Genomic DNA, 11,888 nt, shown 5'->3' with positions numbered 1-11,888 from the left:
TGGGCCGCTAGAACTTCGAATGCCGTGTGGTCACTGCTTGATGAAGCTGGAGGCGATGCGCCAGAAGGTGGCGGGCTGCAGGGCCTCGAGATCCCAGTCGTCGGCCATCGCGTGCGCGGTGGTGACGATCCGGTCGATATCGAAATCGTGTCGAGTGGCCGCACCGGTGGACTCGACGGCATCGATGACGAAAGCGACTGCGGTTTCGCGCGAGTATGCGGTACTGCGCTGTCCGCTTCGGGTCGACGGTGTGCTCATAGTTGTTATACCGTTCGCTGGCTGGTCGGCCAGTGCGGCTTCGGCGATTCCGAGCCGGCCGCCGGGAAGTGGTTGGTCCATTAGAACGCCCCTGACGTCTGGCGACAGCAAACCCCTGGCGACATTGGCCCTTGGTTCACCCACGCGGCCTCCCCTGGTTGTCCCCTTGTAATGCCTTGCGGGACTGAGTTTAGGTCGGTGTGCCTTTCAGATGCAAGCACATCTGCACGATCGATTGTGCATTCGCAGTTGGGTTTTCGCATCTGCTAATCATCCGCGAACCGATGCGGACGGTGGCGAATTTCGCGCGATCATTTCGCATTGATCACCACATCGGTGCTGTAGTGCACCTGAGTGCCAGGCTCCACATATCGCTCCACCGCGCAGCGCCAGGCCAGGAAATGTTCGGTGAAACGGTGCGCTTCGGCCGCCTCCTCATCGATATAGACCTGGTAGAGGAAAAACCGGTGCGGATCGACGCGGTCAGCGCATACATCGAATCGCAGGCAACCGGGTTCCTCACGCACGGATGCGGTGGCACTGCGGTTCACTGCGGCGAGGAATTCACCACGAGATCCGGGTCGAAGCTTCAGGGAAGTGATGCGGCTGAACACGGTAATGTTCTCCAATCCAGCGGCGAAAAATGTCAATCGGTAACTGCGGCACCGCCTTCGGCGACCGACTGGCTACCGGTCACGGAGATCGCTGACGACACCGGTGTGTCGCCCGCGATGAGCTCCAGCGTGGCGTGCGCGGTCCGCGGCGCGTGCAGAATCTCGGCGAGTACGGCGGCGACATCGGCGCGTGCGATGCTGCCGTAGGGCAGTGGCGGCGGGCCCAGCGTGACCCGATCGGTCGCCGCCGTATCGAGCAGGCGGCCCGGCCGCAGAATTGTCCAATCCAGATCGCGGGCGCGCAGATCGTCCTCCGCCTGGGTCTTGGCGTCGATGTAGGCGGCCCAGACCTCATCGGTGCCGGGCGCGGGCGGCTGTCCGGCGCCCATGCTGGAGATCTGCACGAACCGGCGGATACCGGCCGCTTCGGCGGCATCGGCCAACAGGACCGAACCGCCCTTGTCCACCGTGTATTTGCGAGCGACACCGCTGCCGGCGCCCGCACCGGCCGCGAAAACCACAGCGTCGGAATCCTTTACGACGGCGGCGAGTTCGGAGACGGTGCTGTGCTCGAGATCGAAGACGACCGGTCGGGCGCCGGTGGCGGCGACCTCGGCCGCGTGCTCGGGATTGCGGATCAGGCTGTCGACCTCGTCGCCGCGCCCGGCGAGGAGTTCACCGAGCAGCAGTGCGATCTTGCCGTGTCCGCCCGCGATGACGACGCGCATGGCTGGTTCCTTTCTCATCGTTCGGGTCCACCGGGATTACACGAGGCCTGGACGGTGGCCTGATAGCCCACCGCTGGACGCCAGGGTTCCAGATTCCAGCTCTCCTTGTTCGGCTGCACCATGCGGGCCCAGACCCAATGGCAGACGAACTGATCGCGCATGCCGGGAGTATCGGCGTCGGGGGCCAGCGTGAGCACCTCCTGCCACGCCCGTTCCTCGGTATCGGGGAAGGTTTCGTGCCGCCCGGCCTGGGTCGGGAAGACCAGCAGGCGTGGTCCGTCCATGCCCTCGGTCCAGGTGGTGTGGTCGATGAGCGGCATATCGGCGTAGGGATCCACACTCGGCACTGCGGCGAGGGTAGTGGTCGTCGCCGCCGCGGTGGTGACCGTTGTCGGTGTGGCCGCTGCGCTGACCGGCGGTGATTCATCGGAACCACATGCGCCAAGGGTGCTGGCGAGCGTGCCGCAGCACAGCAGCACGGCGACCGATCGCACCGCTGGCATCCGATCGGCCTTGCGCTGGGTCACTGTCGGTCCTTCCGCATGGTGGTATGCCAACCGAGCGTAGTCATAGCGCGGCGGCGCAACAGCCGTACCGCGATCGGGGCCATCGATTGTGGTGTCTTGTCGGCGATGGCGGGGCTGGCGATAGTCGGTCGATGGTGCGGGCTCGCAGGGTGGTCGGTGCGGCATTGGTCGCGATGACGGTGGCTTCGGCCGGGTCCGCGATGGCGCAGGGGCGTGACGCTCCCGGCGTGGTCACCGAGACCGCGGAGTTATCCGGCGCGCTGTGGGTGCGTGGTGCGGCACTGGCGCAGCGGATCACGTATTGGTCACGCGGGCCGCGCGGACCAATGCAAAGTACCGCCGCGATCTACCTGCCGCCCGGTCCACCGCCCCCGGGCGGCTGGCCGATCGTGGCCTATGCGCACGGCAGCGTCGGCATTGCCGACCAGTGCGCGTTCACGCTGCGGCCGCGCGAGTTCTATCTGGCGACGGTCTATCCGGCACTGCTGGCCGCCGGATTCGCCGTGGTGATCTCCGACTACGTCGGACTCGGCACGCCCGGCACACATCCGTACCTGGACGGTCCCTCGCAGGCGCGCAGCGTGATCGACGGCGTGCGGGCGGCGCGCGCGGTGACACCGGAACTCGGCGCCCGCTGGGCGGTCTTCGGGCAGTCGCAGGGCGGCCAGACCGCGCTGTTCACCGCGGCGCTCGCACCCGCCGACGCACCCGAGTTGGCGTTGCGCGGCGCGGTGGCCACCGGCGCACCGTCGAATCTGGAGTACGGGCTGACCGCGGCCGGGCCGTGGGTACCGCGGCTGCCATTGCGCAAGACCACCACGTATTTCGGGCTGTTCCTGGCCGGATTGCGCGCTACCGCACCGGAACTCGATATCGACAGCTATCTGACGCCGATCGGCGAGCAGGTGCTGCGGATCGTGGAGTCCGAATGTGTCGACGACGCCGATGCGCTGGTGCGCGATATCGCGATCGGACAGATGCTGAGCAGGCAGTTGGCGGGGCCGGCATTGGAATCGGCGGTGCGCTCGATGCTGCGGATTCCGACCGAGGGGCAGACCGTGCCCCTGTTCCTCGGTCAGGGGCTGACCGATCTGGAGGTCCCGGCTCCATTGAGCCTCGCGCTGATCGCCGATCTGCGATCCTCCGGTGCCGATCTCCAGGTCGGCGTCTATCCAGGTGATCATCTGAGCGCGGCGGCCGAAGCGCTACCGGACGCACTCGCCTTCCTACACCGTGTGCTGGCGTAATACCTTCAGTGCCACAGTGATCGGCACGGCAGCCCGACGATCAGCTGGACATGTCACAGACACGACACCTAGTTATGGGAGACAGTCACGAATGCGACTGCACATCGATCACAACGCACACCCCCGGAACTTGTGACTTACCAATAGGATTGGCGCGGCCTCTGCCCTTCCCGGCCGTGGCCGTCGAGGATATTCGCAACGTTGGACCCACTCTGGAGGCACGTGTCGATGAGACAGGCCCTACGTAGACCGTTGCGCGCGTTCACCGCGCTGGCGACCGGTCTGCTGATGGTGATCGCGGTGGCCGGGACCGCCCACGCCACACCCCTGTATCCCACCCCGGATCCCGACCCCTTCTATGCGACGCCGCCGGATCTGGCCGATAAGAAGCCCGGTGACGTGCTCGCGACGCGGGTGATGCCGCCGCTGGCGATCTTCCCGGACACCACCGTGACCGTGGTGCGGTTCCGGTCCACCAGCTCCGAGGGGCAGCCGATCGCGGCAACCACCACGGTGCTCACCCCGAAAGCGCATGCCGCCGACGGACCCCTGCTCTCCTACCAGCACATCATCAACGGCCTCGGGGCCGAGTGTTCGGTATCGCGGGTGCTCTACACCGGCGATCCGAATCTCATCGTCCGGGAGGCGCCGGGCTGGAATGTGCTGCTCTCCCGCGGCTGGAGCGTCGCGCTGCCGGACCATCTCGGTCCGAATTTCGCCTATGGCGCAGCCAAATTGGGCGGCATGATCACCCTCGACGGTATCCGGGCGGTGAAACAGGTCAACGAATTGCAGGTGCGCAAGAGTCCGGTCGCCATGGTCGGCTACTCGGGCGGCGGCATGGCCACCGCATGGGCGGCCGCGCTGGCGCCGAAGTACGCGCCGGAACTGGATATCGCCGGAGCCGCGATGGGCGGTGTGCCAATGAATCTGGTGACGATGCTGGAGACCCTCGGCCTGAACTCGCATCCGGTCTTCGGGCTCGCCTTGGCGGCCGGACTCGGCCTGGAACGGGAGTATCCGGACCGCTTCCCGATCAGCGATCAACTCAACGACCGCGGCCTGGCCGCACGTGCCCAGATCGCCAACAGCTGCACCAATGACATTCTGGCCGCGGGCGCGGGCCGCGGTGCCCTGGACTTCGCGAAGTCCACCTCGATGATCAGCGATGCCACCGCACGTGCGGTGGTGGAGGAGAACAGCCTCGAGCTCTACGACGGTGTGCCGAAAACGCCCGTCTTCGAATGGCACTCGCCGATCGATGGACTCATTCCGGTCGATGCGGTGGTGCATACCGATAAGCGCTGGTGCGCGGCCGGTGCGCGGGTGCAGTCCGAACAGATTCCGGTCCCCGATCATCTGACCGCCGCGGTGCTCGGTATCCCCGCGGCGCTGACATGGCTTGATGCGCGATTCCGAGGGGAGGCGGCACCGAGCAACTGTTGATGCACATATGAATTGGTGCTCCGGCGGACGGCCGGATCACCACAGAGTCGGATCTGTCTTGCTGGACAAGCGGATTCGGCTCGGATTGTTGCGATTCGGAGACGTGTCACACACAACTCGGGCACAGTGGGGTCTCCGGCCGAATATGGTCGGTTAGCCTGACGGTCTGGTCTCGGGGCCAGGGGCTTTCGGCGTCGGAGGCACCCATATAGCCGGGTGCCAGGGAACCCGACGTTGCACCCTGGGACGTGTGTCAATGAGTTGTTTGCGTGTCATCCTCTTCGCGCTATTGCTGGTGTGTTCGACTGCGACAGGGGAGGCAGCTGCCGAACCACCGGCCGTACCCGGACTGCCCATACTTCCGGAACTGCCCGCGCTGCCGATCCCGGCGGATGCCGGTCAGATCCTGCCCGATCTGCAGCAGTGGATCGATGCCATCATCCCGCCACCGCCGATCGCCGCGGCACCGCTGCCTTCCGGCCCGATGGTCGAGACCACGACGGTCTCCCCGGCGCTGGCGGCATTGCGTCAGGCCGCGCTGCCCAGCGCCATCGGTGATCCGATCTTCGACGCCTGGCCAGTGGATCTGGACAGCTACGCCGCGGGGCAGGTGGTGGAGGTCCGCGATATCAGCGCGACGGCCGCACCGCTGGTGCTGGTGCCGATCCGGCAGGCGCTGCTGCTGAAGTACCGCACGTCCGATTCGCGTGGCGCGCCATCCTATGCGACAGCGACTTTGATCATTCCGGCCAGCACCTGGTCCGGTCCCGGTCCCAGACCGGTCGTGGTGAACAATCTGCCGATCGACGGCCTCGGCCGGGACTGCACGCCCGGCTACACCCTGGCCCACGGCTGGTCGCGCAATACCAACATGACCGACTTCATCCCGCCGACGACACAATTGGCGGTACTGCGCGGGTACGCCGTGCTGATCCCGGATCATGAGGGGCCCTGGATGGCCTATGCCGAGCCCTATGTCGCCGGACACGCCGTGCTGGACGCCATTCGGGCGGTGCGCGAACTGCGTCCGGACGAATTCGGCGACAGTCGCTTCGCCATGACCGGATACTCCGGCGGCGCCATCGCCACACACGGGGCGGTGAAGCTGATCGATAGCTACGCGCCGGAGTTATCCGAATCGATCGTCGGCGCGGCGCTGGGTGGCGTGCCCGCCGATTACGAGATTCTCGCCCGCAGTATGAACGGCAACCTGGCTTCCGGGGTCTTCATGGCGGCGACCTTCGGTGTGGGCCGCGAACGCCCAGAGATCCTGGCCCGGATGAACAATCTGGCGCGGTGGGCCGCCACCTCACCGCTCAAAGACCTGTGTGGGAGCAGCTTCGGCGCGGTCGGTGTGCTCATGCTGCCCATCGATATCGCCGCGAACATTCCCGATCCATTGCACTCCGAGGTCGCCGCGGATATCTATGCGGTGACGCGGATGGCGGGCATCAAGTCGGCTACACCGCTCTATATCTACAACGGTGAACAGGAATTCTGGATCCCCGCCGAGGGCGCCCGCAACCTGTACCTGGAACAGTGCGGCCTTGGCGTGGCTGCGGTGTACCGCAGTGTGCTCGGTGAGCACATCATCGCAGGTGGTATTGGGTATCCGGAGGCCATGCTCTGGCTGGACGAGCGTCTGCGGGGTCAGCCGGCGCCCGATGAATGCGGAGCCAACGGTCAAAACTAAGGATCTGCTGGCGAAGGGGTGCCCCGCGTTACACCGGCCGCCGTGTCAGCGATTTATCACACATGATGGTTTTGACCGGATCCGAACAGGCAAGTGCGTTGGTGGGGCGCCACTACCGAATGGTCGATCACTATGAGGTCGGCCGCGAGAAAATTCGGGAATTCGCCCGCTCGGTGCGGGATTTTCACCCTGCGCATTGGAACGAGGACGCGGCGTGGGACCTCGGCTACGACGCGTTGATCGCGCCGCCGACCTTCTCCGCGATCGTGTGGCTGCTGCTCCAGCGCAAGATGTTCGATTCGGTGCTGACCGGTTACGACATCAGCCAGATGCTGCATACCGAGCAGAGCATCAGGGTGCACCGGCCGCTGATGTCCGGTGACCGCCTGCGCTGCGACTCCTATCTGGAATCGTTCCGGCAGTTCGGCGAGATGGACTTCCTGGTCATCAGGACTGTCCTCACCAACCAGCACCGGGAACTGCTGCAGACCGCGCACGCCACCGTGGTCGCGCAGACCGGCACACAGATGGCAACCGAGCTGGTGACGGCGGTCGACGGTGTCATCATGACCGGTCAGGCGCTGACCGAGCGGAATGCGCCAGGGCACTCGCAGTCGCAGGCCGTGGAGGGCGGCATGATCGAATGCTTCGACGAGGAGCCGTCCGGGTTCGCGGTGGACGAAACGCAGGTTCGGGTGCCGTGCACGAAGCCGGAATTCGACGAGCTCACCGTCGGCGCCGAACTGCCTGCCCGAGTCGTCCCGCTCTCGCGCGGTGATCTGGTGAATTACGCTGGGGTATCGGGTGATTCGAATCCGATTCACTACAGCGACCGCGTCGCGGACGCGGCAGGGCTGCCCGATGTGGTATCGCACGGCTTGCTCACCATGGGCCTCGGCGCCAGCTATCTGACGGACTGGCTCGGCGATCCGGCCGCGATCATCGACTACGGGGTGCGGTTCTCCGGCTTCGCGCCGGTATCGGCCACGCACAACAGCGAGATCGAGTTCCGCGGCCGGATCAAGGCGCTGGATCCGGTGCGGCGCGCGGCGACCATCGCGCTGACCGCGACCTGCGATGGGCGCAAGCTGTTCGGGCGGGCCATGGCCGAGGTGCTGCTGCGCTGAGTGTCGCCGGATGTACTTGCCGATGTGCGAATGTTTGTGGAAATGGGGCATTTTGGTTCTAGAGAGTCATGGCGAATTCATGGCAGACTCGCATCATGCGTGCTTCGGAAGTGCGATATTCATTCTCCGGTAACAACCCAGCCACCGACGGCGGACCCACCGTCCTGCGGATGATGCTCGGCAGTCGGATGCGACGGCTGCGCGAGGCCTGTGACATCTCCCGCGAGGACGCGGGGGAGGCGATCCGCGGTTCACATTCCAAGATCAGCCGACTCGAGTTGGGCCGCACCGGATTCCGGGAACGCGATCTGGTCGATCTGCTCACGCTCTACGGGGTCACCGATCCCGTCGAGCGCGAGGAGTTCAAGGAGCTCGCGCGCCAGGCGAATGCCTCCGGCTGGTGGCATCGCGACAGCGACTGGCTGCCCAAGTGGTTCGACACCTATCTCGGACTCGAACAGGCCGCCAAGCTGATTCGCTGCTACGAGCCGAGAGCGGTGCCGGAGCTGTTGCAGACCGCCGACTATGCGCGGGCTTTGCTTGCACTCGCACATCCGGCGGAATCGGCGGAGGGGATCGAGCGGCGGGTCGTGCTGCGCATGCGACGTCAGGAGATCCTGCGCCGCCCGAACCCGCCGCAGCTGTGGCTGATCGTCGAAGAGGCAGCGTTGCGTCGGCCCATCGGCGGGTCCACGGTGTGGCGGGATCAACTGGAACAGGTGCTGCGCATCGCGGAGGAACCGCATATCACCGTGCAGGTGCTGCCCGACCATGTCGGTGGACCGGCATTGGCCGACGGCGCGTTCACCATGCTGCGCTTCACCGAAGCCGATCTGCCCGATATCGTCTACCTACAGCAATTGACCAGCGCGCTCTATCTGGACAAGGCCGCTGACCTGGACGCCTACCGCGCGGTGGTGAACCAGCTGTCGGTCCATGCCGCGCCCCCGGAATACACCCCGGGACTCCTGCGCGCGCTGTGCGAACGACATCCGGCGACGCTCGACCACCCGGCCCACCCGCACTGAGGAACGAAAGCTGCAAGTGCGCCAACTGAACTCGGTAATGTATCGATAATGACCGACGATGTTGCGCCACCATATCGGCTCGACCGGGAGATCGATCAGAGTAAGCCGAGTATCGCTCGGGTCTACGACTACCTGCTCGGTGGGAAGGACAACTACCTCGTCGACCAGGAGATCGGTGATCACTTCAAACTGAACCTGCCCGGTTCGGTGGCGATCGCCTTCACCAGCAGGCAGGCGCTGATCCGTGGCGTCCGGGATATGGCCGTCGCGGGCATGCGGCAGTTCATCGACTTCGGCAGCGGCCTGCCGACCGCGGACAATGTGCATCAGGTCGCGCAGCGGCACGCGCCCGACGCGCGCGTGGTCTATGTCGACAGTGATCCGATCGTGCTCGCGCACGGCCGTGCCCTGCTGGCCACCGATGCGAACACCACGGTGATCCAGGCCGACGCTCGCGACCCGAAGTCGATCCGCGATCACCCCGAGGTCGCGCGGCTGATCAATTTCGCACAGCCCGTCGCCGTCATCTTCAGCTCGATCCTGCACCACCTCAACGATGATGAGGAACCGGCGGAGGTCATGCGGTTCTGGAACGACCAGATTCCTTCCGGCAGTTACGTTTTCATCACGCACTTCCGATCCGGCCACAATCCGGAGACCACCGCCGCCGAGCAGAAGTTGCAGAGCACCTTCGGGCGCGGCCGCTGGCGCGATACCGAGGAGATCCGCGAACTCTTCGGCGATCTCGAGATCCTCGAGCCCGATATCGTCCCCTCGGCCCGGTGGCGCCCGGACGCGCCCGCCGCCGGCGGCACATCGGTCGGCGCCGTCGACCGCAAACTGACGGTCTGGGAGGAGCTCATCGTCACCGGGCTGGCCCGCAAACCCTGATTCGGATCACACGGAACTAATGTCCCGTTGGGACAATAGCGCGTAGACTGCCGATATGAGTATCGACGACGGGGTCGACCTCGACGGCCGCAGGCTGCGCACGCTTCGCAGTCGTGCGGCGATGTCACGTGCCGCATTCGACCTGCTCAACGAGCGGGGACTGGATTCGGTGGCGGTCGAGGACATCGCGGAGCGAGCCGGGGTCACCCGGCGGACCTTCAGCCGTCATTTCTCCTCCATCGAGGAGGCGGTACTCGGTGAAATCGATCAGGACGTGCACCTGTTCAACGAGGCCCTGTGCCGCCGCCCGCTCGGCGAGCCGCCGTTGGTCGCCTACCACAATGCGCTGCACGACTGGCTGTCCGCCGAATACGCCGGGCCGAAGGCGGCCGGGTTGGCCCGACGCTGGGCGCTGTTCCAGCGCTTCGAGGACGAGCCGACGCTGGCCGCTGGCTATCAGCGCATCCGACTCGACGGCCAGCGCGAATCGGTGCGGATCATCGCGGCCCGGCTCGGCGTCGACCCCGCGGTGGACCGGCGGCCCGAGGTGGCCGTCGCGGCCGGGTCCGGCCTGCTCGTCGCCGCCCTGCAGGTCTGGGGCGCGGGCTCGGACACCAACGGATTGCCCGACCTCATCGACACATTCTTCGACACCCTTCACGGGCTGACAGCCGACTTCCAGAGCGAGGTGTCATCGTCATGACCGCAGCAGCCGGATCGCCGAGTGTTGTCCGCCGCACCTGCCGCCGCGTCGGGTTGGACCGAAATCCGATGCGCCGCCGCGAGGACCGCGTGCAGTTGGCGGTCGCGGCAGCTCTGACGGTGTTGTTCCTGATCATCGCTCCGGTGCTGTCGATGGCGGTCGGCGGACGGATCTACCAGACCGAAGACCGTCTCGCGAAGGCGCAGGCGGCGCAGTTGCACCCGGTCGAGGCGACCGTGGTCGAGGTCGGCAAGGCGCCGCTGTACGCGCCGATCACCCCGGCCCGGGTGCAGTGGAAGGATGCACTCGGGGTCGCGCACACCAGCGACTACCAGGCCACCGGAGTGGTGAAAACCGGTGCCACCGTGAAGATCTGGCTCGACAGCTCGGGGAAGGTCACCGAGCCGCCATCGAGCACACGGGCATTGAGCAAGGCGCTGCTGATCACCTCGGGGCTGGTCTTCGCGATCGGAATCTGCTTCGGCGGCGGCTACGCTCTGCTGCGCCGTGGCCTCGATCGTCGTCGAGCCCGGCTCTGGGAGGCCGAATGGGTCACGGTGGAACGGACCTGGGGCAATCACGGCAGGCGTCCGGATCAGGCCTAGTCGCGTGTAATCGCGCTTCTTGTAGGTGGTGGCGAGGTTTTCGCGCCGTTGATCGGCGTTCTGCCGGCGGATTGGGCTGGTCTGGGTAATGGCCGTGGTGATAATGCCCGGGCAGATCGCGGTGACGCCGATGCTGTGCGGACCAAATTCCATGCGTAGCGCCTCAGACAGGCCGAGGACCACGAATGTGGTTGCGCTGTAGGCCGTGAGCAAACGGCTCGAGCTGCCGCCGTCGACCCTAGCGATTGCCCCTATGTTTGTGGTGGCGCAACATGGAGTGGCGCCAAACTTGGCTCTCGACGACGAGCGCTCCGCATCGTGGCGCACCTAGCTTCGTGGCTATGCCCACACGCGCTTCCTCGTTCAGAACCGACCTGTCGGGCCGTGTTGTGGCTCAGCGGGAGGCTCGAGCGATGTCAGGTAATGCGGCAGCGGGTGCGCCTAAAGGTATGACGTGGGTCCCGGGCGGCAGGTTCGCAATGGGTTCGCTGGATTTCTTCCCTGAGGAACAGCCGGTGCGTGAGGTTGTGGTGGAGCCGTTCTGGATCGACATCCACCCGGTGACGAACGCGGCATTCCACCGGTTCGTGCGTGAGACGGGATATGTGACGATGGCCGAGCGGGAAATCGACCCCGCGGACTTCCCCGGTGCCGATGCCGCAGACCTCGTGCCGGGCGCATTGGTGTTCCGTTCGCCGGGCAAACCGGTGCCACTGGATGATTGGCACCTGTGGTGGTCCTACGTTCCGGGCGCGAACTGGCGGCATCCGGGCGGGCCGGGCACGACTCTGGATGGGCGCACGCACCACCCCGTGACTCATGTCGCCTACGCCGACGCTGTCGCCTATGCCGAGTGGGCGGGCAAGACGCTGCCGAGCGAGGTCCAGTGGGAGTTCGCCGCTCGTGGCGGATTGGACGCGGCGACCTTCCCGTGGGGTGCGGAGTTCGCCCCGCGGGGGCGGCGGATGGCCAATACGTGGATGGGTCGGTTTCCGTGGGAGTTCTTGCCGGGCAAGGGTCA

At 65.9% G+C, this 11,888-nt stretch carries 13 protein-coding genes and 1 pseudogene; 9 read left to right on the top strand and 5 right to left on the bottom strand.

From position 1 onward, the window contains the following. Window positions 1–30: 30 nt before the first annotated feature. From ABZ293_RS29915 to ABZ293_RS29900, 4 genes are all read right to left on the bottom strand, one after another. The gene (locus ABZ293_RS29915) at window positions 31–258 is read right to left on the bottom strand and encodes a hypothetical protein (RefSeq protein WP_354956967.1); all 228 of its coding nucleotides are present in this window, start codon (window positions 256–258) and stop codon (window positions 31–33) included. A 311-nt stretch (window positions 259–569) separates the two neighbouring features. Next, window positions 570–908 carry a putative quinol monooxygenase gene (locus ABZ293_RS29910; RefSeq protein WP_355186053.1) on the bottom strand — a complete coding sequence of 113 codons (339 nt, stop codon included), beginning with the start codon at window positions 906–908 and terminating at the stop codon, window positions 570–572. After that, complete coding sequence (locus ABZ293_RS29905) at window positions 905–1,600, bottom strand: NAD(P)H-binding protein (protein WP_355186051.1); 696 nt, start codon at window positions 1,598–1,600, stop codon at window positions 905–907. Before ABZ293_RS29905 ends, ABZ293_RS29910 begins: the two co-directional genes overlap by 4 nt. 14 nt (window positions 1,601–1,614) lie before the next feature. Next, window positions 1,615–2,127: a DUF2599 domain-containing protein gene (locus ABZ293_RS29900; RefSeq protein WP_355186049.1), complete on the bottom strand. Its 513-nt coding sequence runs from the start codon at window positions 2,125–2,127 to the stop codon at window positions 1,615–1,617. Between the two features lie 131 nt (window positions 2,128–2,258). Here ABZ293_RS29900 and ABZ293_RS29895 point away from each other — a divergent pair, with 131 nt between their 5' ends. From ABZ293_RS29895 to ABZ293_RS29860, 8 genes are all read left to right on the top strand, one after another. Then, the gene (locus ABZ293_RS29895) at window positions 2,259–3,374 is read left to right on the top strand and encodes a lipase family protein (RefSeq protein ID WP_355186046.1); all 1,116 of its coding nucleotides are present in this window, start codon (window positions 2,259–2,261) and stop codon (window positions 3,372–3,374) included. A 288-nt stretch (window positions 3,375–3,662) separates the two neighbouring features. Then, window positions 3,663–4,820, top strand: coding sequence for a lipase family protein (locus ABZ293_RS29890; protein ID WP_355186214.1), 1,158 nt, complete (start codon window positions 3,663–3,665; stop codon window positions 4,818–4,820). Between the two features lie 256 nt (window positions 4,821–5,076). Continuing rightward, window positions 5,077–6,513 carry a lipase family protein gene (locus ABZ293_RS29885; protein ID WP_355186044.1) on the top strand — a complete coding sequence of 479 codons (1,437 nt, stop codon included), beginning with the start codon at window positions 5,077–5,079 and terminating at the stop codon, window positions 6,511–6,513. Between the two features lie 62 nt (window positions 6,514–6,575). Next, window positions 6,576–7,640 carry a fused (3R)-hydroxyacyl-ACP dehydratase subunits HadA/HadB gene (locus ABZ293_RS29880; protein ID WP_355186042.1) on the top strand — a complete coding sequence of 355 codons (1,065 nt, stop codon included), beginning with the start codon at window positions 6,576–6,578 and terminating at the stop codon, window positions 7,638–7,640. Window positions 7,641–7,735: 95 nt separating this feature from the next. Next, the gene (locus ABZ293_RS29875) at window positions 7,736–8,668 is read left to right on the top strand and encodes a helix-turn-helix transcriptional regulator (protein ID WP_355186040.1); all 933 of its coding nucleotides are present in this window, start codon (window positions 7,736–7,738) and stop codon (window positions 8,666–8,668) included. Between the two features lie 48 nt (window positions 8,669–8,716). Beyond that, the gene (locus ABZ293_RS29870; RefSeq protein ID WP_355186038.1) at window positions 8,717–9,559 is read left to right on the top strand and encodes an SAM-dependent methyltransferase; all 843 of its coding nucleotides are present in this window, start codon (window positions 8,717–8,719) and stop codon (window positions 9,557–9,559) included. Window positions 9,560–9,614: 55 nt separating this feature from the next. Next, the gene (locus tag ABZ293_RS29865; protein WP_354956977.1) at window positions 9,615–10,262 is read left to right on the top strand and encodes a helix-turn-helix domain-containing protein; all 648 of its coding nucleotides are present in this window, start codon (window positions 9,615–9,617) and stop codon (window positions 10,260–10,262) included. Beyond that, the gene (locus ABZ293_RS29860; protein ID WP_355186220.1) at window positions 10,259–10,867 is read left to right on the top strand and encodes a hypothetical protein; all 609 of its coding nucleotides are present in this window, start codon (window positions 10,259–10,261) and stop codon (window positions 10,865–10,867) included. Before ABZ293_RS29865 ends, ABZ293_RS29860 begins: the two co-directional genes overlap by 4 nt. An 87-nt stretch (window positions 10,868–10,954) precedes the next feature. Here the strand turns inward: ABZ293_RS29860 and ABZ293_RS29855 are convergent. Continuing rightward, window positions 10,955–11,194: pseudogene (locus tag ABZ293_RS29855) on the bottom strand (SDR family NAD(P)-dependent oxidoreductase); the annotation flags it as partial. A gap of 122 nt (window positions 11,195–11,316) precedes the next feature. Between ABZ293_RS29855 and ABZ293_RS29850 the strand changes: the two are divergent. Next, window positions 11,317–11,888 (top strand): SUMF1/EgtB/PvdO family nonheme iron enzyme (locus ABZ293_RS29850; protein ID WP_355186037.1); only part of this gene is annotated, 572 nt, incomplete at its 3' end.

Source organism: Nocardia sp. NPDC005998, from assembly GCF_040614395.1.
Classification (GTDB): Bacteria; Actinomycetota; Actinomycetes; order Mycobacteriales; family Mycobacteriaceae; genus Nocardia.
This window is presented reverse-complemented; position numbering and strand designations above follow the sequence as displayed.